Here is a 21,551-nt window from a genome sequence, read left to right as displayed (position 1 = left end):
CAGAGTTTGCCAGCGTCGGCCGCGCCGGCATGGAACAAAAATGGCAACTCACTATTCGACTTCAGTTGTACGAGACGTTTGGATGGCTGGCAAGCAAGGCGCCCCTTATCTCCGCGTTTGCCAGCATAGGCATGCTTGTGATCTGGTCCATCTATCTGCACATCTTCTGGCGAAGTCACCAGCGACGAAGAACGCCCAAACTGTTGATCAACTGGGGTGAAGGGCGGGAGCTATCGGCGCGATGCTTCGTCACCAACATGAGCGAAGGCGCGGTCTTTATTCAAAGCGTGATGGTCGATCTGGGAGCACCGCTCGGCCGACATCGGATATTCATCTCAGACGCCGAAGATCTCAGGAATTCCAAGCGACCGTCTGGCTGGAAATACACGACGCGCCAGGGCCCGCTTGGCACCGGAGAACTCATCGACATGGGAAGCTTCGAAGGCATTCTTGACTACGCGCTCCATGAAGAGACCGGTGACGAGAACTTCGGCGGAGCAAGCTTGAGCCAGAAAATCCATCAGTTCGAAATTACGATCATTGGAATGTACGGTTCGGAGGACACTTTGATTGGAGCGTCACGCCGGTTTGAGATCGTCCACGCGGCAGAGCCTGCTTGCGATCCGCGACCGTGGAGACGCACCAAATAGTGTCATCCCGAGAGCGAAAACAGCTGGCCAGGGAACTTGCAGCCTGTGAGTGGCATCGACAGTAGAGCTATCGGTCGGTCAAGGTCGCAGCTCGCCTGAGCGCATGTAGGCAACCTGGAGAGTGGAACGTTTGTCGGCCTCACCGGTTAGCCAAAGACCGGCAACGAAGCTCCAAGAGTATCTTCAAATCAGGAAGGGGCGGCCATGTTCGGAACCGATTTATGGACGTTCGCAGTGATTGGCGGACCGGTCATACTTTTGCTTGTGATTGTCTACGCGCTTGCCGCCCGCCGCAATAAGCGTCCGGTCGAACGGCGCGAGAGCGACCGGGCGACCGAGCGCCTGTATCGCGAGCAAAAGGACTAGTGCGTCAGAATAGCTGTCTGCCAAGCCACTGTTTTACGCAATTCGGAGGGGGCGAGCACAGCGCCCTTTCTGATTTTCGGCATTGGTGGGGCTTGCCGAGTCATCTCGCACATCTCCGACGGAGGAACACGACAGGGCTGCCGACTGTTATCGAACCAGGCGGACAAGGTCCGAAATCGGAGCAGCGGTTCATGACCAATGACGAGATGCAGGGTCTGCCGGCATCGCTTCCCGTGATTGATGCGAAAGCCGAGCCGACGTTGAAAAGCGCCGAGGCGGAAGCTTTCTACACGCATGCAATCCGTGAGCTCGCTGCCACCGACATTCCCTTCCTCGTCGCGGGAACCTACGCCGTGAGTGCCTATACCGGCGTCGTTCGCCAAACCAAGGACTTGGACATCTTTTGCAAGGCGGGGGACTGCGCACGCATACTCGCTCATTTCAAGGATCTCGGCCATGCGGTCGAGATCCGAGATGACCGGTGGCTTGGCAAGGTCTTCGAGGGAAAGCACTTTTTCGACGTGATCTTCGCGTCGGCAAGCAGCACGATGCAAGTCGGGGACCAGTGGCTGGAGCATGCCCGTCAAGTCGAGCTTCTGGGTAGCCGGGTGAGGATCATCGGCCCGACGGAGCTCATCTGGTCGAAATGCTTCATCCAGGACAGAGGCCGCCACGACGGAGCCGACATCGCCCACACCATCCTCAAGGCGCATGATCAGATCGACTGGCAAAGGCTGCTTTCCTATCTCGATATCCATTGGGAAGTGCTGCTCATGCAATTGCTCAGCTTCCGATGGATTTATCCCAGCGAGCGGGATCGCGTTCCCGACTGGCTGCTTGACGAACTGCTCGCCCGCCTTGCGCGACAAAGGCAGTTGCCATCACCCAGAATGAAGATCTGCCGCGGCCGGCTGCTGTCGCAGGTCGACTATGAGATCGACGTCAAGGAATGGGGGTTTGCCGGCGTCGGCGGTGTTGGAGAAATGCGCGATGCCTGAGCGAACTCAACCGGCGAAACCGAACGACAACGGGCTCATCAAGGTCGCCGCCATGGGCGACCTGCATGTCCAGGAGGATGCCCAGACCTCCTACCGCGACCTCTTCGGCGAGATATCGCGCGAAGCCGACGTCCTGGTTCTTCCAGGCGACCTCACCAATCTCGGAAAACCGCGTGAGGCGGAACTTCTCGCCGAGGATCTGCGCGCGTGCTCGATTCCCGTGGTCGCGGTTCTCGGCAACCATGACTACGAATCCGGCTGTGTCGAGCAGATCGCTGGAACGCTCCGACAGGCGGGGATCCATCTTCTCGATGGCCAGGCAGTAGAACTGAACGATGTCGGCTTCGTCGGCGTGAAGGGTTTTGTCGGGGGGTTCGGTCCAAGGATGCTCGGCTCCTTCGGCGAGCCGGCCATCAAGGCCATGGTGGCAGAGAGCGTCAACGAGGCAATGCGGCTCGAGAATGCCATGCGGCAGGTCCGCGCCAAGCGCACGCTCGTCGTCCTCCACTACGCCCCGGTGCTGGAGACCGTGGCGGGAGAGCCGCCGGAAATTTTTCCGTTCCTCGGCTCCTCGCGCCTGGCCGAAACGATCGATCGCTTCAAGGTGAGCGCCGTGGTGCACGGGCATGCCCATCGCGGTTCGTACGAAGGGCAGACCCCCGGCGGGGCAAGGGTCTACAACGTCGCCATGCATGTTGCGAAGCCGACAGGCCGTCCCTACGCGCTGCTCGAAATCTAAGCCACAGCGTCGCGGACTGGGTGTGGGGTTTCGGAACCATGCTTGTGGACATGAGTTGTGCGGATATCAACGGAATTAGGCTTCGATGCCCCATCCCAGACAACCCGATCCAGATCGCGATACGCCGATGCCCGCCCCAAATTGGAAGCCGGAGCCGGTGAAGGAGCCGGATCCGGATGAACTGCCCGGCGAGGCGCCGCGACCCAATCAGGACGAAAATGACGACCCGCCGGTGCATGCTAAGCGTGGCCGGACGGCGGAGTGAGGTCGATGGCAGCGCCGCGCGCCGTCTGGAAAGGCTTCATGAAGGTCGGTTCGGTCTCCTGTGGCGTCAAGATCGTTGGCGCCATCAGCGAGGCGTCGAAAATCCATTTCAGGATATTGAACCGGAAGGACGGCCTGCCGGTGAAAAGTGCCTATGTCGATGAGGAGACCGGCGAAACGGTGGAAGCCGAGGGCCAGGTCAAAGGTCTCGAGACCGGCAAGAACGAATTTATTCAGATCGAGCCCGACGAGATCAAGGCGCTGAAACTGACCTCACAACATACGTTAGAGATCGACGAGTTCGTGCCGGTCTCCGAGATCGACACGCGCTATCTCGAAAAGCCTTATTACCTCATCCCTGCGGACAAAGCCTCAGCCGAGGCGTTCAACGTCCTTCGAGAAGCCATGAAGAACAAACGGGTGGCGGCGCGATCCTGTGTCGTCCTCTTCCAGCGTGGCCGCGAGGTTATCATCCAGCCATTCGGCAAGGGCATGCTTCTCACCGAGCTGCGGAATCACAATGAAATGGTTTCGGAAGCAACCGTATTCGAAGGGCTGAAGAAGCAGGGCTACGACCCGGATCTGCTCGAGATCGCCAGCCTGTTGATCGACAAGAAAGCGACCAAGTTCGATCCTTCGAAGTTCGAGGACACATATGAAGATGCCTTGATCGCCATGATCGATGCCAAGCGCAAAGGCAAGAAGCTGCCCAAGGCCGCGCCGACGCCGCGTGAGAATGTCATCGATCTGGCCGACGTCCTGCGCAAAAGTCTTGCCAAGGAGGGCATCACGGCAAAATCGGGCAAGCAGAAAAAGCGCAAGTCGGCTTGAGGTCGGGAAAGCCGCCGTGCGATTTACGCGATCTGCTCGAACGTGCATTGACGCGGCGACTTGTCGGGGCGCCAGCGCACCAGCCTCGTTCCATGCGGGAAGCGCTCGCCGGTGACTTGGTCGAAGCGGACCTCCACCACCAGTTCCGGCCGCACCGGTTCCCATTTTCCGCGGCGCTCCGTGCTCCAGCGGCTCGGGCTACCTGGTGCCTTGCCGGTGAAGCCGGGCCGCCGCGCAGCGCCTCAAGCGTATCAGTCAGCGCTGCCCGTTCGTCATTGGCAATGGTCGAAGTGAAGCCGACATGGTCGAGCTGGCCGCGCTCGTTGTAGAGGCCAAGCAGCAACGAGCCGACCTGGCGCTTGCCGTTCAGGTAGCGGAAGCCGCCAACCACGCAGTCAGCCGTGCGCAGCTGCTTGACCTTGATCATGGCGCGTTCACCCGGCCGATAAGGATCGGCCAACGCCTTGGCGACGACTCCGTCGGTCGAGCCAAGAACGGCGCCCGTCAACCATTGCTTGGCGGTTGCGAGGTTAGTCGTAGACCGCGAAAGCCGCAGCGCGGCATTCTTCGCTTTGGCCACGAAGTCGTCGATCGCTAGACGGCGTTCGGACAAGGGGATTTCGAGCAATATCCTGCCTCCCGGCGCGGCCAGGGCATCGAAGAGGATCAACCGAGCAGGCGTGTCTACGCTCAGCATACGGATACGGCTCTCAGCCGGATGAAGCCGCATCTGCAGCGCGTCGAACGAGGCTTGGCCATCGATCTCGATCACGATCTCGCCGTCGACGACGAAATGCTTTGCTGCGAGATCTCGCAGCATCGTTGTCAATTCGGGAAAATAGCGGCCGAGCGGCTTGCCGGACTTGGCTCGAAGTTCGACGGTTTCGCGGCCTTTGAAAGCCAAGCAGCGAAACCCGTTCTATTTCGGCTCGTACTGCCAAGGGCCTTCCGGCAGCGCGTCCGCGGTTCGCGCCTCCATCGGCGGCGTCTCCAACGGCAGTAGATAGCCGTTGCGCGACGCCGCCGTTGGAGCAGAAATTCGAACAGTCTCCATCTTGCTTCAACGTGCGACCGGAGGCCGTGGTTTCCGACCGACGGAACGAGGTGCATAGCGGAACGTTACATCGGCACGATTCAGGAGTGTCGAGCCGACCTCAGTGCGCCAGCCTTGCGTCATCACATCGTACACGAACTCTCGTCGGGAGTTCTGATGTCGGTTTCCGGCTTGAGCTATGGTCCTCTTGGCGATCGCTGCGCGCATCTGTGCGTCGACATGCAAAGATTGTTTGCCGAGCCGTCGGAATGGGCGACGCCATGGATCACACGCGTCCTTCCCAGGATCGTGGATCTCGCCGAAAGGAAAGCCGACCAGACCATCTTCACGCGCTTCGTCCCAGCAGAACGGCCAGGCAAGGGTGCTGGCACCTGGAGGCGCTATTATGAGCGCTGGGCGTCGATGACGATCGAGAATGTCGGCCCGCAGATGATCGACCTGCTGCCACCGCTGCCATCGTTTTGTCCACCGGCGCAGGTGATCGACAAACACATCTATTCGCCTTGGCCGGAAGGCAGGCTGCAAGGTGTGCTTGCGGCACGCCAAACCGACACACTGGTGGTCACCGGCGGTGAAACCGATGTTTGCGTCCTTGCAACGGTGCTTGGCGCGATCGACATCGGCTATCGCGTCGTGCTGGTTACCGATGCACTTTGCAGCTCCTCCGACGCCACGCACGACGCACTGATGACCGTCTACCACCAGCGCTTCGCGCAACAGGTCGAGACCGTCGAGATGGAGACGGTTCTCGCGGCCTGGACCTGAACGTTATGCGACGATTCTCACCGGCACCGATTTCGCAGCCGGCACGTGCGCTTTATGGGCCCGATGCCACAGCGGTATCAAAGGATTGAGTTCGGGATAATAGCCGGCGCAGTTGCCACTTGGTATCGAATAGGGGGTCACTCGCAGGCCTCTTACCCGCCGCTCGACGCCATCATCGGTATGCGCCTCGAGAGCGACTTCCTGCCCCGCGCTGAGTCCCATCCGCCGGATGTCTTCCTCGTTCATCAACAGGACCATTCGCGTTCCGATGATGCCGCGCAATCGGTCGCGATAGCCATAGACGGTCGTGTTGAACTGGTCGTTCGACCGTACTGTGATCAGGGTCAGCACATCCTCGCCGGAAACATCGATGTCCGGATCGTTTTCCAGCGTGGTGGGCAGCTTGAAATTCGCCATCTTGTTCGGCGTCTCCCAAACGCGCTCCGACGCCTTGATGTCGCGACGGAATCCGCCCGGCGTGAGGAAGCGTTTGTTGAAGTCCTTGAAATGCGCCGGGAAGCAGCGTTCGATCTCGTCGCGGATGCGGGCATAGTTCGCGACCCAGTCGTCCCACGGGATCGAGCTCTTACCGGCGACGGTCGCCTTGGCGAGTTCCGCGACAATGCTCGGCTCGGACATGAGGTGCTCGCTCGGCTTTGGCCGCGATCCGAAAGAGCCGTGGATGCAGGCGGTCGAGTCCTCCATCGAAAGCCATTGCGGCCCGCTGGCCTGATCATCTTTCTCCAGCCGCGACAGGCATGGCAGCAGATATGTGGTTTTCCCAGTAATCAGATGGCTGCGATTGAGCTTGGTCGCGATCTCGACATGCAGGTCGAGATCCCGCCACGCCTTCTCAACCAGTCCGGTTTCCGGTACGGCTCGCACGAAATTGCCCCCGAGCCCGACGAACCCGTGAACCCGCCCGTCGATCACGCCCTCGCAGGTCTCGACCGTATCGAGCCCTTTTTCCCGCGGCGGCTCGAAGCCGTAGAACTCCCGGAATTTGTCGAGCGGAACGAGCTCCGGCTTTTCGGAAATACCGACCGTGCGCTGTCCCTGCACGTTGGAGTGTCCGCGCAACGGCGATATGCCGGCTCCGGGCTTGCCGACATTGCCGCGCATGAGCAGGAGGTTGCATAGCATCTGCACATTCTCTGTGCCGTGGCGGTGCTGGGTAAGCCCCATGCCGTAATTGCCGATGACCGCATTGGCCAAGCTGTATACTTCAGCGACATGTTCGAGATCTGCTCGCGAGATGCCAGAACGCCGAACGATGTCTTCCCAATCGGTGGCGCGCAGATAGGCTTCGAACTCGACAAAGCCGGATGTGTGCTCCTCGATGAAAGCGGTATCGAGGACGCGTTTTCCGCGCTCTCGGGCTGCGTCATCGAGCGCCAGCACCGCCTTAGCGATACCAGTCATGGCCGCAATATCCCCGCCTGCCCGGATCTGGAAAAAGTCGCTCGACATTTTCGTGCCCGGGCCCGGCGACAGCATCTCGACCGGGTTCTGCGGGTTCTTGAATCTCACCAGACCGCGCTCACGCAGAGGGTTGAAGGTGATCACCGGAACACCGCGCTGGCGAGCGTCCTCGATTGGGTGCAACAAACGCGGCGCGGTGACGCCGGTATTGTGGCCGAAGAAGAACATCATGTCGGATTTGGCGAAGTCCTCCAATTGCACCGTGCCCACAGGAGAGCCGATCGATTCCGGTAGGCCGACCGACGTCGACTCGTGACACATGTTCGAGGAATCGGGCAGGTTCGAAGAGCCGTAGACGCGGGCGAAGAGCTGATACATGAACGAAGCTTCGAGCGAGGCGCGTCCGGAGGTGTAAAAGACCACGGACTTCGGGTCGAGGCGTCTGAGTTGAGCGCCTATTTCGCCGAACGCGTCCGGCCAGGCTACGGGTTCGTATTTGTCGGAGGCGCGGTTGTAGCGCATTGGCTCCGTCAGGCGTCCCTGTTTCTCCAGATCGTGATCCGGCCAGTCCAGGAGTTCGGTCAGGGTATGTGCGGCAAAGAAGGTCGGCTCGCAGCGTCTGCTGGTCTGCTCCCACATCGTTGCCTTGGCGCCGTTCTCGCAGAACTCGAAAGGCCGCGGCTCGGCCGGCTTCGCCCATGAGCAGGAGACGCACATGTAGCCGTCCGCCTTGTTCTGCTTCAGCAACGTGCTCCATATGTCGGACAGCAGCAGCCCCTGGTCCCGCGCGTTGCGGATCAGAGATTTGAGCGAGCCCCATCCGCCGGTCGGATGATTGTATTTCTTGATCTCGACGTGATCGGTGACAGCAGGTTCCATCTCGGTCGTCCAAAAGAGGAAAGCAGAAGGAAAACCGCAACGAGACGCAGTTGTTCCGCTTTGCCCTCACAACGTCCTCATGCCTCATCGATGGCCGCCTTATCACTCCGGCGCAATGCCGATGTGCCGAAAAAGCCGTCTGTTGGGACCAGGACCTGGTGCGTCCCTGCCAGCAAATCATGCGCTCAGACCGAGATGAGATCGAGCGGATGGAGCTGTCGCAGGGCCGTGGAGTCCTGCGGTCGCCGCAGAAGTGGAGAACAACGACCAGCTGCTGACTCCACACGGACCGTAATCTTCTGCGCAACTGAGCAAGGGCAGGAAGCATACGATGACGAAGTCAGCAAAACGGGGAAAAAATCGAAAGCCGAAACCCGAAACCCTTTAACTCTAAACCAATGGACAAGCCGCCGCGAGACACGCGTGAAAATCCGGCACCGAATCCGGACGGTCCAAGCGAACTACCCGATACCAGCACGCGAGAGGAGGTCGAAACAATCAGGCCTAATCTGAAGCGCTAGCTGAGACCGGCGAGCATTATTGCTAGGCGCGGTGCTTTGAGGAAGCCTATGGTCACTAGGGACACCGAGTAGTCCGGCAGTCCCGTCGAGTGAACATCGCCGCGCCCGGCCCTCAAGTCCGGCGCAAGTGCTGACGTTCCTACGGGTGCTCTGTTTGCCATGCACGCTTTTGGCGGCATAGCAACTTCAATGGCAAGTTCGTGCCGACGTAGCGGAGACCATCCGGGCAGTGCCGTATCCAGGCTACCAAATACCGCGCCAACCTAAACTCTTATCTGTTTCTGTGGGGATATCTGTGGGGTAGGCGATCTCAGAATCGCCTAAGACATTGTTTTTTCTGGTCGGAGTGGCAGGATTTGAACCTGCGACCCCATCGTCCCGAACGATGTGCGCTACCAGACTGCGCTACACTCCGTGACCAGACGGCGGGCTTATAGCCGCCACTTTCCGATCCTGCAAGCGCCAATGGCTGCACTAGTGTCGCATTTCGTCGGCTTTCACCAAGGTTGTCTGGAAGGCATGGATTTAACCGCCGGATAAAGACCGGCTTAAAGGCTTTTGTGATAGGCCGCAGGTCAATAGACAGCATTTCGACCCGTTGGAGTTTCAACTCTTGACCCTGACGATCGTTGGCGAAGCCCGACCCAACAGCTTCGAGTTCGAGACCTCGGCGCTGATCAAGGCGTCGGGTTTTCGCGAATATGACGCGCGATGGTGGTTCGGCCATCCCGGCGCGGCGAAAACGCCGGAGCTTAATTTGATCGGCGTCCAGGCGCTCGGCATGGGGCTGGGCACGCTGATCCGTCGCCTCGGTGTCGGGCCGGATATCGTGACCGGCCACGATTTCCGCTCTTATTCGCTGTCGATCAAGCTGGCGCTCGTCTCCGGCCTGATGGCGGCCGGCGCGCGGGTGAAGGACATAGGTCTGGCGCTGTCGCCCATGGCCTATTTCGGCCAGTTCGCGCTCGATACGCCCTCCGTCGCCATGGTCACCGCCTCGCACAACGAGAATGGCTGGACCGGCGTCAAGATGGGCGCGGCGCGGCCGCTCACCTTCGGCCCGGAGGAAATGAGCGCGCTGAAGAAGATCGTGCTCGAAGCGGACTTCGACATTGCCGGCGGCGCCTATGAATTCGTCTCCGGCTTCCGCGAGACCTATCTCGACGATCTCACTAGAGACAAGGGCATCGCCCGCAAGCTCAAGGTGGTCTGCGCCTGCGGCAACGGCACGGCGGGCGCCTTCGCGCCGGAAGCGCTTGCGCGTATCGGCTGCGAGGTCATCCCGCTCGATGTCGAACTCGACCATACCTTCCCGCGTTACAATCCAAATCCCGAGGACATGCAGATGCTGCATGCCATCAGCGAAAAGGTGCTGGAAAGTGGAGCGGATGTTGGACTGGGCTTCGATGGCGACGGCGACCGCTGCGGCGTCGTCGACAATGAGGGCAACGAAATTTTTGCCGATAAGGTCGGCGTCATGCTCGCGCGAGATATTTCATCGCTCCACCCTGGCTCGACCTTCGTTGTCGACGTCAAGTCGACCGGGTTGTTCGCCACCGATGATAAGCTCAAGGCAAACGGTGCCGTCACCGACTATTGGAAGACCGGTCATTCCTACATCAAGCGTCGCGTTGCCGAACTCGGCGCCGTTGCGGGCTTCGAGAAATCCGGGCATTTCTTCTTCAATCCGCCGATCGGCCGCGGCTATGACGACGGACTCGTCACCGCGATCGCCGTCTGCCAGATGCTCGATCGCAACCCACGGAGCTCGATGGCCGATCTCTATCGCGCGCTGCCGCTGACTTACGGCACGCCAACCATGTCGCCGCACTGCGCCGACGAGGTAAAATACGGCGTGGTCGAGCGCGTCGTGGCCGATTTCGAGGCAATGCAGCGCGAGGGCGCCGATTTCGCCGGCCAGAAAATCGCCGCACTCGTCACCGTGAACGGCGTGCGCGTCGTCGCCGAGGACGGCACCTGGGGCCTGGTGCGTGCCTCCTCGAACAAGCCGGAGCTTGTCGTGGTCGTGGAGAGCCCGGTATCGTCCGAACGCCGCCGGCAGATGTTCGAAGCGGTCGACGCCGTGCTGCGCCGCAGCCCCGAGGTCGGCGCCTACAACCAGACTTTCTAATGCAGCGATCGAACGGTCAGCCGGCTGACGGAGCCCGTTCGAGCACGCTCCAGTCGAACGCTTTCGCCCAGTCGGCAAAACTGTGCCAGCGCACCTCCGGGAAATGCTTGCGCAAGGCGGCGATGTCGACGTCGTAGCCGATGCGGTCGAACCATTCGAACATCGCAGCCGCATCCTCGCTCTGCTGGCGGGCCACGGCTATCGGGATTTCCTGATAGGTGATCGGCCGGCCGATGGCCTGCGACAGAATCCTGGCCTGCTCTTCGCCAGGCAATTCATCGCCTGCGAAATCGAAGCGCTTGCCGAAAACGCTTTCACGCCGCTCGGCGAGCGCTGCCACGAAGGCGCCGATATCCGCCAGCGCGACCAGTTGCAGAGGCCGTTTGGCGGGTAGCGCGAAGGCCTGGATGCCTTGGCTCAGCGCACCGGCCGACCAAGGTGCGACAGTGTTTTCCATGAAGGCAACCGGCGCGCTGATCGTGTAGGGGATGCCGAGCCGCTCGATGTGCTGCTCGACCAGATACTTGCTTTCGAAATGCGGAATGCCGGTCTTCTTGTTCGCGTCGGCGACGGAGGAATAGATCAGATGCCCGATGCCGGCAGCTTTTGCCGCATCGGCCATGATGCCTTGGCGGGTTTCTTCCTCCAGCCTTGCCCATCAGGAACATGGTGTCGCCGCAGCCATTGCGGATTATGGCATCGCCCAGTTGCCACATGGTGTGGCCGAGGCGCTAATAGGCGAGGGGCGGCTCCGCCGCGTTCTTGAGGACTACACCACGCCCGCAGGCGGGCTTTATGTTCTTTATCCGAGCAGCCGCCATCTTTCGCCCTTAGTCAAAGCCTTTATCGATCTGGCGACGGAGCGGATTTCCAAGCGGGTAAACACCGCTTAAGGCCATCTGTGCTACCGATCTGCCAAGTTTTCAGCGTGAGATCCGGATGACCCAGCGCATCGTCAGTTTCGTCATGAGCGGCGGCGTCGGCTCGCGGCTCTGGCCGCTGTCGCGCGCGGACAATCCCAAGCAGTTCCATGACCTTTCCGGCGATGGCTCTATGCTGGCCAAGACCTTGCGCCGGCTGGCGGCGAGGCCGGACGGGCAGACGCCGATCTTCCTCATCGCGTCGGAACGTCATGCCGAGCGCGTCCGTGCCGACCTTGCCGGGCTCGACCTTGCCGGCGGTGGTCCGTTGTTCGAGCCGACAGGCCGCAACACCGCCGCCGCTGTCGCGCTGGCCAGCCTGCGCACGCTGTCCGAATTTGGCGACGAGCTGGTGCTGGTGGTGCCCTCCGACCACGAGATTTCCACCGCGCGACAGTTCTGGCAAAGCATCGAGGCAGGTGCCGGGGCGGCTCTCGCCGGCCGGCTGGTGGTATTCGGCATCAAGCCGACCCAGCCGGAGACCGGCTATGGCTATATCGAGGTCGCGGCTGACCGGGACGGCGTCTTCGACGTTTCGCGTTTCGTCGAGAAGCCCGATCTCGCCACGGCGCAGGCCTATCTCGACGCCGGCAATTTCTACTGGAACACCGGCATCTTCCTGTTTCGCGCCGGCGCCATGCGCGATGCTTTCACTGCCTTCGAACCGAAGATCTGGCAAGCGACGGAAGCCGCCTACAAGTCTGCGACCAGCGATCTTTCCGGCCTCTACATGCCGCTGGAGCTTTACTCGGCCATTCCCTCGACCTCGATCGACTATGCCGTCATGGAACGGGCCAAAGGCATCGCCATGGTGCCGGCGAGCTTTCGCTGGAACGACCTCGGCTCCTGGCAGTCGCTGCTCGATGTCGGGCCGTCCGACAAGGATGGTAATGTCATCCTCGGCGATGTCGTCGCCATCGACTGCGAGAACTCCTACATCCGCGGCGACGGCCGCCTGCTGTCGGCCATCGGCATGAAGGACGTCGCCATCGTCTCGACCGCCGACGCCACCTTCGTCGCGCCGGTCGGCCACAGCCAGCACGTCAAGAAGATCGTCGAGCAGCTGGAGAAATCCGGCCGGCTGGAGACCAGGTTCACGCCGGCGCATGGCCGCGTCATCGAGAGCGGCGCATGGCGGCGGCGCGTGCGCCACTGGCTGTTCGAGGAGACATTGCCGCTATGGTCGACCGTGGGCGTCGATGAACGCCATGGCGGCTTCTACGAAGCACTGGGCTTCGACGCCACGCCGTTGATGAAGCCGAAGCGCATGCGCACGCAAGCGCGCCAAATCTATGCCTTCGCGGTGGCCAAGCAGCGCGGCTGGGAAGGCCCGGCCGATCGGCTGATCGCCCACGGTATCGATTTTATCGCCGGCAAGGGCCGCACGGATAGAGGCGGCTGGGTGCGCACGCTCAATGTCGACGGCTCGGTCGCCGATCCGGTCGAAGACGCCTACGACCATTCCTGCGTGCTTCTCGCGCTGGCGCACGCCCATATTTCGGGCCATCCCGACGCCTTACGGCTCGGCGAGGAGACCTTCGCCTTCCTCGACGCCCATCTCGAGGACAGCCGCATGACCGGCTTCCTCGACACGTCCGGTGGTGAAGGCGAGCGGCGCTCCAACCCGCACATGCATCTGCTCGAGGCTTTCCTCGCCTGGCACCAGGCGACCGGGGAGCGCGCCTATCTGCGCCGCGCCTCGCGCATCATCGATCTCTTCCGCAGCCATTTCTTCGACGCCGAGAGCTGGACGCTGGGCGAGTATTTCGACGACGCTTGGAAGCCGGTGGCGGGCGAGAAGGGCAGCTGGACCGAGCCCGGCCATCATTTCGAATGGGCCTCGCTGCTGATCGATTTCGCCGCGCGCAGTGGCCAGACCGACCTCAATGGCTTTGCCCGCAAGCTCTATGCGTCGGCCGTCGCCAGCGGCCTCAATCGCGCCACCGGTCTTTCCTATGGCGCCGTCTCGCGCCAGGGCCTGCCGCTCGACACGGTCTCGCGCAGTTGGCCTCAGGCCGAAGCGGTGAAGGCGGCGATCGCGCTCAATGGCGCGGGCGGGCCCGACCTCAAGCCCGAGATCGAGGCGCGCGTCGGCCGGCTGTTCCGCTGGCACATCGACCCGGCGCCGCTCGGCCTCTGGATCGACCGCATCGACGAGCGCGGCCGCTCGATGGCGACCGACGTGCCGGCCAGCATATTCTACCATCTGGTCTATGCGCTGACGCAATATCTGGACGGAACGGCGGAGAAGGGGTGAGGGTGAGCAGAAGAGACCGCAAGTCTCATTCCTTCGCGCCCCCTCTGCCCCGCCGACGCTGAGTTGGAGCAGTCAGGAACTCAATACGGGCTCGCTACGTCCCCGGTCTCGACATAGACCGCCTTCAACTGCGAATAGTGCGCCAGCGCCGCCAGCGAGTTTTCCCGCCCGATCCCGGACTGCTTGACGCCGCCAAAGGGCATTTCCACCGGCGTCAGATTGTAGGCGTTGATCCAGCAGGTGCCGGCCTGCAGCTCGGCGATCACACGATGCGCGCGTGGCAGGTCGCGGGTGAACACGCCCGCCGCCAGGCCGAACTCGGTGTCGTTGGCGCGTTCGATCACCTCGTCCTCGCTGTCGAATTTGAGCACGCTCATCACCGGCCCGAAGATCTCCTCGCGCGCGATCCGCATGCCGTCGGTCACGCCGGTGAACACCGTCGGCTCAATGAAGAAGCCGCCCTCGAAGCCTTGCAGCGAGGGCACATTGCCGCCGCTGGCAAGCGTCGCCCCTTCCTGCTTGCCGGCGGCGATGTAGGAAACGACCTTGTCCTGCTGCGCCTTGTTGACCAGCGGCCCCATCTGCGTTTCCGGATCGAGCGGATCGCCGATGCGGATCTTTTTGGTGCGCTCGACCAGCCGCTCGACGAAGCGGTCATGCAGGCCCTTCTGCACGAAGACGCGCGTGCCGTTGGAGCAGATCTGTCCGGCCGAATAGAAATTCCCGAGCATGGCGCCGCCGATGGCATTTTCGAGATCGGCATCGTCGAAGACGATCAGCGGCGACTTGCCGCCGAGCTCCATCGTAGCGTGCTTCATCTTCGAGCCGGCAAGCGACAGCACCTTGCGGCCGGTCGGTACCGAGCCGGTCACCGAAACCTTTGCCACGACATCATGGCCGACGAGGCCAGCCCCGACATCGCCATAGCCCTGCACGACGTTGAACAGTCCGTCGGGCAGGCCAGCCTCGCTGTAGATTTCGGCCAGCGCCAGCGCAGAGAGCGGCGTGTTCTCCGACGGCTTGAACACCATGGCGTTGCCCATGGCTAAGGCCGGCGCAGATTTCCAGCCGGCGATCTGGATCGGATAGTTCCAGGCGCCGATGCCGACGCACACGCCGAGCGGCTCGCGCCTTGTATAGGCAAACGGCCCGCCGAGATCGATCATCTCACCGTTGAAGGCGGCGACCGCGCCGGCGAAATATTCCAGGCAATCGGCGGCCGAAGGCGCGTCCGCCACCAGCGTCTCCTGGATCGCCTTGCCGGTGTCCAGCGTCTCGATGCGGGCGAGATCGGCATTGCGCGCCCGCAAAATGTCGGCAGCACGGCGCAGGATGCGGCCGCGCTCGACAGGCTTCAGCCGCGCCCAGGCCGGTTGCGCCGCGCGCGCCGCCTCGATCGCCAGCTCCAGCACGTTCGGCGTCGCGGAATGCAGTGTGGCGATGGTCTCGCCGGTTCCCGGATAGATCACCGGCAACGGCGCGCCGCCTTCGTCCTCGATATAGCGGCCGTTGACGTAATGCGATGCCGTAGGCTGGGCGCGCATGGTCTTCTCCGTTCGTTATCGCCGGGCGGGGAGGGCGCCCGCCGGATCATGCGCTATCTGTCGGCCGCCTGCCAGCGCGGATTGATCCAGGGTTCCTGGTTGGAAGGCGCCAGCGGCGTGCGGCCAAGGATGTGGTCGGACGCCTTCTCGCCGGTCATGATCGAAGGCGCGTTGAGATTGCCGTTGGTCACTCGCGGAAAGATCGAGGAATCGGCGACGCGCAGGCCCTCGACGCCGATGACCCGGCATTCCGGATCGACGACGCTCGTGAGATCGTCGGCGCGGCCCATCCTGCAGGTGCCGCAGGGATGGTAGGCGCTCTCGGCGTGCTCGCGGATGAAGGCGTCGAGCTCGTCGTCGGTCTGCACATGGCTGCCCGGCGAAATCTCCTTGCCACGGAAGCCGTCGAAAGCCTTCTGGCCGAAAATCTCGCGCGTCAGACGAATGCAGTGGCGGAACTCGCTCCAGTCGTCCGGATGCGACATGTAGTTGAAGCGGATCACCGGCTTCGCCTTCGGCTCGGGGGAGCGCAAAGTTACCGAGCCGCGCGACTTGGAGCGCATCGGCCCAACATGCGCCTGGAAGCCATGCGACTTCGCCGCCGCCTTGCCGTCATAGCGCACCGCCGCCGGGATGAAGTGATACTGGATATCTGGATAATCGACGCCGGCCTGCGAGCGCACGAAGGCCGCGGCTTCGAAATGGTTGGTGGCGCCGAGGCCGGTCTTGAAGAACAGCCACTGCGCGCCGATCATCGCCTTGGAGAAGGGATTGAGCACCGAGTTCAGCGTGATCGGCTTGGTCGCTTCCTGCTGGATATAGAGCTCCAGATGGTCCTGCAGATTGGCCCCGACGCCCGCCCGGTCGGCGATCACCTTTATGCCGTTTTCCTGCAGATGCGCGCCAGGGCCGACGCCGGACAGCATCAGGATCTTCGGCGAATTGATCGACGAGGCCGCGACGATCACCTCACGTCGCGCCTTAACGACCTGAATCTGTTTGTTAGCTTCGATCTCGACGCCGATGGCGCGTTGATTCTCTATCACCACGCGGCGGGCGAAGCCCTTGACCAGACTCACATTCTTTCGCCTGAGAGCCGGCTTCAGATAGGCATTGGCCGCAGACCAGCGGCGGCCGCCCAGAATGGTCTGCTCCATCGGTCCGAAGCCTTCCTGCTTCGATCCGTTATAGTCGTCGGTGAGCTCGAAGCCGGCCTGGCGACCCGCCTCCATGAAGGCACCGTAGAGCGGGTTCTTGCGCGTGCCGCGCTGCACGTGCAGCGGGCCGCCTTTGCCCCGCCAGCCGTCCTCGCCGCCGTCGGCATCCTCCATCCGTTTGAAATAGGGGAGCACGTCGGCGAAGCCCCAGCCGGTCGCGCCCTGTTCGGCCCAATGGTCGAAGTCGCGCGCATGACCGCGCACATAGACCATGCCGTTGATCGAGGACGAGCCGCCGATCACCTTGCCGCGCGGGGTGGCGAGCACGCGGCCGCCGAGATGCGGCTCCGGCTCACTGGCGAAGCCCCAGTCATAGAGGCTCATGTTGAGCGGGATCGACAGCGCCGACGGCATCTGGATCAGCGGCCCGATATCGCTGCCGCCGAACTCGATGACGATCACCGAGTGCCTGCCGTCTTCCGACAGCCGGTAGGCCAAGGCCGAGCCGGCGGAGCCGGAGCCGATGATGACGAAATCCGCTTCAAGCATTGTTCATATGCGCCCATCGTTCATATGCGAGATGAAATCGGCGAGCGAGACATTGCCGCCGGTTGCAACCACGAGGACGGTTTTGCCCGCCACATTCACCTTGCCGCCCAGCAGCGCGGCAAGCGACGCCGCGCCCGAAGGCTCGAGCACCAGCTTCATCCGCTCGAAGGCGACCCTCATCGCCCGCCGCACCCCGGCATCGTCGACGGTGACGCCGCGAACGCCGGCAGCACTCACCGCCGCGAAGGGCGCCTCGCCGGGCTTGCGCGCCATCAATCCGTCGCAGATCGATTTCGGCCCGATGGGCATGGTCTCGATCGCGCCATGCGCCAGCGACGAGCCCAAGCCGTTGAAGCCTTCGGGCTCGACGGCGATGATCTCGGTATTCGGCGATAGATAGTGGAAGGCGAGCGACACGCCGCCGATCAGCCCGCCGCCACCGACGGAGCAGAACACCAGGTCGGCATGCGCCTTCTTCGCCGCCAGTTGATCGAGCGCTTCCAGCCCGGCGCCGGCCTGGCCGGCGACGATCTCCGGGTCGTCGAAGGGATGCAGCAGCGTGAGCCCCTCGGTCTCGGCGATCTCGCGCGCCTTGGCGGCGGCCACTTCCTCGCGGGCGCGATCGCCGTGGTCGGTCAGCACCACGCGCGCGCCATAGTTGGCAGTCGCGTCGCGCTTCGCGACGGGCGCGTCGATCGGCATCACGATGGTGACGGGAATGCCGAGCGCCTGGCCGGCAGCCGCCAGCCCTTGCGCGAAATTGCCGGAGGAATAGGCGACGACGCCCTTCTTCGCTTCGTCGGGAGACAGCCGCTTCAGCCGCCAATAGGCGCCGCGCACCTTGAAGGAGCCCGCCCATTGCAGCGATTCCGGCTTGACGAAGACGCGCGCCGCGCCCGTCTCCTTGGCGAGTGCCGCCGACTCCAGCAGCGGCGTCACCTGCGTGGCCGCGGACGTCACCGCATAGGCCTGCTTCAGGTGGTCGAGCGTAGGAACCAGAACGTCAGCCATTATTCGCCCCGCGGATACCGTTTGCTCTCTTCGAGATTGTCGAGATTCATGTGATTGCGCATGTAGCGCTCCGACGCCTTCTGCAGCGGCTGGAAGTCCCAGGGGTAGTAGGAGCCGTTGCGCAGCGCCGGGTATACGACCCAGCGGCGCGCCTGACTTTCACGGACTGCGGCGTCGAAGCCGGCCATGTCCCAGCGCGCCCGGACCTTTTCCATGAACGCCGCCACCAGGGCAGCGTTCGCGGCATCGTCGGCGAGGTTGTCGCGCTCGAGCGGATCGGCCTCGAGATCGAACAGTTGCGGGCTGTCGAGCTCGCAATGAACGAACTTGTATTTGCCCTCGCGGATCGCGACCAGCGGCGCGTAGGAGCCTTCGGCGGCATATTCCATCAGCACCGGCGCGGTGCGCGCCTTGCCGTCGAGCAGCGGCAGCAGCGACTGGCCGTCCGTCCACGGCGCTATTTGTGCGATATCGATGCCGGCGAGGTCGCAGAGCGTCGGCGTCACGTCGAGATTGGAGACCGGCGCCTCGACGAGGCCGGCCGGCACGCCCTTGCCGGCTATCATCAGCGGCACGCGCGCGGAGCCCTCGAAGAAGCTCATCTTGAACCACAGGCCGCGCTCGCCCAGCATGTCACCGTGATCCGAGCAGAACAGGATGGTGGTGTCGTCGAGCATGCGGGTGCGTTTGAGAACGTCCAGAAGCTCGCCGAGCTTTTCATCGACATAGGAAATATTGGCGAAGTAGCCGCGCCGCGAGCGCCGCACCTGCTCGGGCGTGATCTCGAAGGACTGGTAGTCGCTGGCTCGATACAGGCGTTGCGAATGCGTGTCCTGCTCCTCATGCGGGATGAACGCCGTCTCTGGATCGAGCGCCTGGCAGTTCTCGTAGAGATCCCAGTACTGCTTGCGCGCGACATAGGGATCGTGCGGGTGCGACAGTGAAACCGTGAGGCACCACGGCCGGCGGCCCGGATCGTCCTGCTCGCGCGAAAGCTGGTAGAGCTTTTGCTCGGCCAGGAAGGTGACCTCGTCGTCATACTCCATCTGGTTGGTGGTCTCGGCGACGCCGGCGCCGGTGACAGAACCCAGATTGTGGTACCACCAATCGATGCGCTCGCCGGGCTTGCGATAGTCGGGCGTCCAGCCGAAATCGGCGGGATAGATGTCGGTGGTCAGCCGCTCCTCGAAGCCGTGCAACTGGTCCGGTCCGACGAAATGCATCTTGCCGGAAAGGCAGGTGTAGTAGCCGGCGGCGCGCAGATGATGCGCGAAGGTCGGGATCGAGGAGCAGAACTCGGCGGCGTTGTCGTAGACCCCGGTGCGCGACGGCAATTGCCCGCTCATGAACGAGGCGCGGCCGGGCGCGCAGAGCGGCGAGGCGGTGTAGTTGTTGGCGAAACGCGCCGAGCGCGCCGCCAGCGCTTTGAGATGCGGCACATGCAGGAAATCCGCCGGCCCGTCGGGGAAGAGCGTACCGTTGAGCTGATCGACCATGACGATCAGGAAATTGGGCCGTCGGCTCGTCAAGGCAGGCTCCGTCCGTTGAGCTTGGTTTCGAGATAGTCTTCTACGAGCGCGATCGCGGTGGCCGCATTGGGCACGCCGTCCTTCAGCGCGCGCCGGATGTAGAGCCCGTCGATCAGCGCCGCGGTCGCTTCCGCCACGCGGTCGGCCTCGGCTTTGGGCAGGATGCCGGTCAGCCCGCTCATCAGATTGGAATTGAGACGCCGGGCGTAGACACGCAGCAGGCGGCGTAGTTCGGTCGATTTCTGCGCCTCGACATAGAAGGCGAGCCAGGCAGCGATGATCTCGGGTTGGAACTGCTCATCGGAGAAACTGACCGCGACGACGGCCGAGACACGCTGACGCGGCGTGGTGGCAAGGCGAAGCGCCTGTCTTGTGTCGGCGTTGAGCTCGGCAAGGATGTGCCGCATCGTCGCGAACAGCAGCTCGTCCTTGGCGCCGAAATAATGATGCGCGAGCGCCGAGGACACGCCGGCGCGCCCGGCGATCTCCGACATGGTCACGTCAAGCGAACCGCGTTCGCCGATCGCCGAGATCGTCGCGTCGATGAGCGCCTTGCGGCGCAGCGGTTCCATTCCGATTTTCGGCATGCGGGAGATCCGGTTCCCGCAGAGATTATTTTTTATTGACGGATCAATCAATAAAAAATCGGTCCCACGATCAACCGATCGTGTGGCTCTGGCCCATACCTTCGGCTGGAAAACGGTTCACTGTTGAACAATATTGAATCTCATGCCGCGACAGGACGTGCTAGGCTGCGCGGCAAATGGAGGCTGCCATGACCGCATGCATCGTCGGCTGGGCGCATTCGCGCTTCGGCAAGCTCGAAGGCGAAACGCTCGAGGGCCTCATCACCAAGGTCGCCGTGGACGCGCTCGACCATGCCGGCATCGGCCCGGACGATGTCGACGAGATCGTGCTTGGCCATTTCAACGCCGGCTTCTCGCCGCAGGATTTCACCGCGAGCCTCGTTCTGCAGGCTGACGATCGGCTGCGCTTCAAGCCGGCGACGCGCGTCGAGAACGCCTGCGCCACCGGTTCCGCTGCCGTCAGGCAGGGCATCCGCGCCATCGACGCCAATGCCGCCCGCATCGTGTTGGTGGTCGGCGCCGAGCAGATGACGACCACGCCAGGCCCGGAGATCGGCAAGAACCTGCTCAAGGCCTCTTATCTCCCCGAGGACGGCGACACGCCCGCCGGCTTCGCCGGCGTCTTCGGTAAGATCGCCCAGGCCTATTTCCAACGCTACGGCGACCAGTCGGACGCGCTCGCCATGATCGCCGCCAAGAACCACAAGAACGGCGTCGACAATCCCTATGCGCAGATGCGCAAGGATTTCGGCTTCGAATTCTGCCGCCAGGAAAGCGAGAAGAACCCGTTCGTCGCTGGCCCCTTGAAGCGTACCGACTGTTCGCTGGTCTCGGACGGCGCGGCGGCGCTGGTGCTCACCGACACCGCGACGGCGCTGAGGATGCGCCGCGCCGTGACCTTCCGCGCCAACGAGCATGTCCAGGATTTCCTGCCGATGTCGAAGCGCGACATCCTTGCCTTCGAAGGCTGCGAGCGGGCGTGGGAGCAGGCGCTGAAGAAGGCCGGCGTCACCCTCGACGACCTCTCCTTCGTCGAGACGCATGACTGCTTCACCATCGCCGAGCTCATCGAATACGAAGCGATGGGCCTGGCCAAGCCCGGCGAGGGCGCGAAGCTCGCGATGGAAGGGGTGACGGCCAAGGACGGTCGCCTGCCGGTCAATCCGTCCGGCGGGCTGAAGGCCAAGGGTCATCCGATCGGCGCCACCGGCGTCTCGATGCATGTACTGACAGCCATGCAGCTGACCGGCGAGGCCGGCGGCATCCAGGTGCCGGGTGCCAAGCTCGGCGGCATCTTCAACATGGGCGGCGCGGCGGTAGCCAATTACGTTTCCATCCTCGACCGGATCAGGTAGAAGCGGCCCGCATTGAAGCGGC

The 21,551-nt window shown here is 62.8% G+C and carries 16 protein-coding genes, 1 tRNA gene and 3 pseudogenes; 11 read left to right on the top strand and 9 right to left on the bottom strand.

What is annotated here, in order from left to right; all coding sequences use genetic code 11:
- Positions 1 to 29: 29 nt before the first annotated feature.
- The 6 genes from QAZ47_RS27400 to QAZ47_RS27375 all read left to right on the top strand — a co-directional run bounded on the left by QAZ47_RS27400 (position 30) and on the right by QAZ47_RS27375 (position 3,848).
- Positions 30 to 650: a hypothetical protein gene (locus QAZ47_RS27400; RefSeq protein WP_278231445.1), complete on the top strand. Its 621-nt coding sequence runs from the start codon at positions 30 to 32 to the stop codon at positions 648 to 650.
- Between the two features lie 204 nt (positions 651 to 854).
- On the top strand, positions 855 to 1,016 hold the full coding sequence (locus tag QAZ47_RS27395) for a hypothetical protein (protein ID WP_278203936.1): 162 nt from the start codon (positions 855 to 857) through the stop codon (positions 1,014 to 1,016).
- A gap of 191 nt (positions 1,017 to 1,207) precedes the next feature.
- Complete coding sequence (locus QAZ47_RS27390; protein WP_278233886.1) at positions 1,208 to 2,014, top strand: hypothetical protein; 807 nt, start codon at positions 1,208 to 1,210, stop codon at positions 2,012 to 2,014.
- Positions 2,007 to 2,753, top strand: coding sequence for a metallophosphoesterase (locus tag QAZ47_RS27385; RefSeq protein WP_278231444.1), 747 nt, complete (start codon positions 2,007 to 2,009; stop codon positions 2,751 to 2,753). The genes QAZ47_RS27390 and QAZ47_RS27385 overlap by 8 nt, the downstream gene beginning before the upstream one ends.
- 85 nt (positions 2,754 to 2,838) lie before the next feature.
- Entirely contained in the window at positions 2,839 to 3,018 is a 180-nt protein-coding gene (locus tag QAZ47_RS27380) for a hypothetical protein (protein WP_278231442.1), read from the top strand.
- A gap of 5 nt (positions 3,019 to 3,023) precedes the next feature.
- Positions 3,024 to 3,848 carry a Ku protein gene (locus tag QAZ47_RS27375; RefSeq protein WP_278231441.1) on the top strand — a complete coding sequence of 275 codons (825 nt, stop codon included), beginning with the start codon at positions 3,024 to 3,026 and terminating at the stop codon, positions 3,846 to 3,848.
- 23 nt (positions 3,849 to 3,871) lie between these two features.
- Here QAZ47_RS27375 and QAZ47_RS27370 read toward each other — a convergent pair.
- A pseudogene (locus QAZ47_RS27370) lies at positions 3,872 to 4,902 on the bottom strand (ATP-dependent DNA ligase).
- Between the two features lie 156 nt (positions 4,903 to 5,058).
- Here QAZ47_RS27370 and QAZ47_RS27365 point away from each other — a divergent pair.
- On the top strand, positions 5,059 to 5,667 hold the full coding sequence (locus QAZ47_RS27365) for a cysteine hydrolase (protein ID WP_278203929.1): 609 nt from the start codon (positions 5,059 to 5,061) through the stop codon (positions 5,665 to 5,667).
- A 3-nt stretch (positions 5,668 to 5,670) separates the two neighbouring features.
- Here the strand turns inward: QAZ47_RS27365 and QAZ47_RS27360 are convergent, their stop codons facing one another.
- Both QAZ47_RS27360 and QAZ47_RS27355 read right to left on the bottom strand, forming a co-directional pair.
- Positions 5,671 to 7,968, bottom strand: a complete 2,298-nt coding sequence (locus QAZ47_RS27360) for an FdhF/YdeP family oxidoreductase (protein ID WP_278231440.1) — start codon at positions 7,966 to 7,968, stop codon at positions 5,671 to 5,673.
- A gap of 859 nt (positions 7,969 to 8,827) precedes the next feature.
- Positions 8,828 to 8,904: transfer RNA gene (locus tag QAZ47_RS27355), tRNA-Pro, on the bottom strand.
- A 198-nt stretch (positions 8,905 to 9,102) separates the two neighbouring features.
- Here QAZ47_RS27355 and QAZ47_RS27350 point away from each other — a divergent pair.
- Positions 9,103 to 10,620: a phosphomannomutase/phosphoglucomutase gene (locus tag QAZ47_RS27350; RefSeq protein ID WP_278231439.1), complete on the top strand. Its 1,518-nt coding sequence runs from the start codon at positions 9,103 to 9,105 to the stop codon at positions 10,618 to 10,620.
- 16 nt (positions 10,621 to 10,636) lie between these two features.
- On the opposite strand, the pseudogene QAZ47_RS27345 reads toward QAZ47_RS27350, so the two are convergent.
- Positions 10,637 to 11,297: pseudogene (locus QAZ47_RS27345) on the bottom strand (NmrA family NAD(P)-binding protein); the annotation flags it as partial.
- Between QAZ47_RS27345 and QAZ47_RS27340 the strand changes: the two are divergent.
- Positions 11,292 to 11,513: pseudogene (locus QAZ47_RS27340) on the top strand (LysR substrate-binding domain-containing protein); the annotation flags it as partial. The pseudogenes QAZ47_RS27345 and QAZ47_RS27340 sit on opposite strands and share 6 nt — an antisense overlap.
- Positions 11,514 to 11,559: 46 nt before the next feature.
- On the top strand, positions 11,560 to 13,797 hold the full coding sequence (locus QAZ47_RS27335) for an AGE family epimerase/isomerase (RefSeq protein WP_278231437.1): 2,238 nt from the start codon (positions 11,560 to 11,562) through the stop codon (positions 13,795 to 13,797).
- Between the two features lie 80 nt (positions 13,798 to 13,877).
- Here the strand turns inward: QAZ47_RS27335 and betB are convergent, their stop codons facing one another.
- Genes betB through betI form a run of 5 tightly spaced genes read right to left on the bottom strand, consistent with a single transcriptional unit; the run spans position 13,878 to position 20,174 of the window.
- Positions 13,878 to 15,341: a betaine-aldehyde dehydrogenase gene (gene betB, locus QAZ47_RS27330; protein ID WP_278231436.1), complete on the bottom strand. Its 1,464-nt coding sequence runs from the start codon at positions 15,339 to 15,341 to the stop codon at positions 13,878 to 13,880.
- 53 nt (positions 15,342 to 15,394) lie between these two features.
- Complete coding sequence (betA, locus tag QAZ47_RS27325; protein ID WP_278231435.1) at positions 15,395 to 17,047, bottom strand: choline dehydrogenase; 1,653 nt, start codon at positions 17,045 to 17,047, stop codon at positions 15,395 to 15,397.
- A gap of 3 nt (positions 17,048 to 17,050) precedes the next feature.
- The gene (locus QAZ47_RS27320) at positions 17,051 to 18,058 is read right to left on the bottom strand and encodes a threonine/serine dehydratase (RefSeq protein WP_278231434.1); all 1,008 of its coding nucleotides are present in this window, start codon (positions 18,056 to 18,058) and stop codon (positions 17,051 to 17,053) included.
- Positions 18,058 to 19,587, bottom strand: coding sequence for a choline-sulfatase (betC, locus tag QAZ47_RS27315; RefSeq protein ID WP_278231433.1), 1,530 nt, complete (start codon positions 19,585 to 19,587; stop codon positions 18,058 to 18,060). The genes QAZ47_RS27320 and betC overlap by 1 nt, the downstream gene beginning before the upstream one ends.
- Entirely contained in the window at positions 19,584 to 20,174 is a 591-nt protein-coding gene (gene betI / locus QAZ47_RS27310; protein ID WP_278231432.1) for a transcriptional regulator BetI, read from the bottom strand. The genes betC and betI overlap by 4 nt, the downstream gene beginning before the upstream one ends.
- A 188-nt stretch (positions 20,175 to 20,362) precedes the next feature.
- On the opposite strand from betI, the gene QAZ47_RS27305 reads away from it, so the two are divergent.
- Positions 20,363 to 21,529, top strand: a complete 1,167-nt coding sequence (locus QAZ47_RS27305) for an acetyl-CoA acetyltransferase (RefSeq protein ID WP_278231431.1) — start codon at positions 20,363 to 20,365, stop codon at positions 21,527 to 21,529.
- Positions 21,530 to 21,551 lie beyond the last annotated feature (22 nt).

This window comes from Mesorhizobium sp. WSM4904 (genome assembly GCF_029674545.1).
Taxonomy (GTDB): Bacteria; Pseudomonadota; Alphaproteobacteria; order Rhizobiales; family Rhizobiaceae; genus Mesorhizobium.
This window is presented reverse-complemented; position numbering and strand designations above follow the sequence as displayed.

Coding starts and splice junctions, on each gene's coding strand:
- QAZ47_RS27395 (WP_278203936.1), top strand. CDS start 855: ATGTTCGGAACCGATTTATGGACGTTCGCAGTGATTGGCGGACCGGTC.
- betB (WP_278231436.1), bottom strand. CDS start 15,341: ATGCGCGCCCAGCCTACGGCATCGCATTACGTCAACGGCCGCTATATC.
- QAZ47_RS27400 (WP_278231445.1), top strand. CDS start 30: ATGGAACAAAAATGGCAACTCACTATTCGACTTCAGTTGTACGAGACG.
- betA (WP_278231435.1), bottom strand. CDS start 17,047: ATGCTTGAAGCGGATTTCGTCATCATCGGCTCCGGCTCCGCCGGCTCG.
- QAZ47_RS27335 (WP_278231437.1), top strand. CDS start 11,560: ATGACCCAGCGCATCGTCAGTTTCGTCATGAGCGGCGGCGTCGGCTCG.
- QAZ47_RS27360 (WP_278231440.1), bottom strand. CDS start 7,968: ATGGAACCTGCTGTCACCGATCACGTCGAGATCAAGAAATACAATCAT.
- QAZ47_RS27365 (WP_278203929.1), top strand. CDS start 5,059: ATGTCGGTTTCCGGCTTGAGCTATGGTCCTCTTGGCGATCGCTGCGCG.
- QAZ47_RS27320 (WP_278231434.1), bottom strand. CDS start 18,058: ATGGCTGACGTTCTGGTTCCTACGCTCGACCACCTGAAGCAGGCCTAT.
- QAZ47_RS27375 (WP_278231441.1), top strand. CDS start 3,024: ATGGCAGCGCCGCGCGCCGTCTGGAAAGGCTTCATGAAGGTCGGTTCG.
- QAZ47_RS27305 (WP_278231431.1), top strand. CDS start 20,363: ATGACCGCATGCATCGTCGGCTGGGCGCATTCGCGCTTCGGCAAGCTC.
- QAZ47_RS27380 (WP_278231442.1), top strand. CDS start 2,839: ATGCCCCATCCCAGACAACCCGATCCAGATCGCGATACGCCGATGCCC.
- betI (WP_278231432.1), bottom strand. CDS start 20,174: ATGCCGAAAATCGGAATGGAACCGCTGCGCCGCAAGGCGCTCATCGAC.
- QAZ47_RS27390 (WP_278233886.1), top strand. CDS start 1,208: ATGACCAATGACGAGATGCAGGGTCTGCCGGCATCGCTTCCCGTGATT.
- QAZ47_RS27385 (WP_278231444.1), top strand. CDS start 2,007: ATGCCTGAGCGAACTCAACCGGCGAAACCGAACGACAACGGGCTCATC.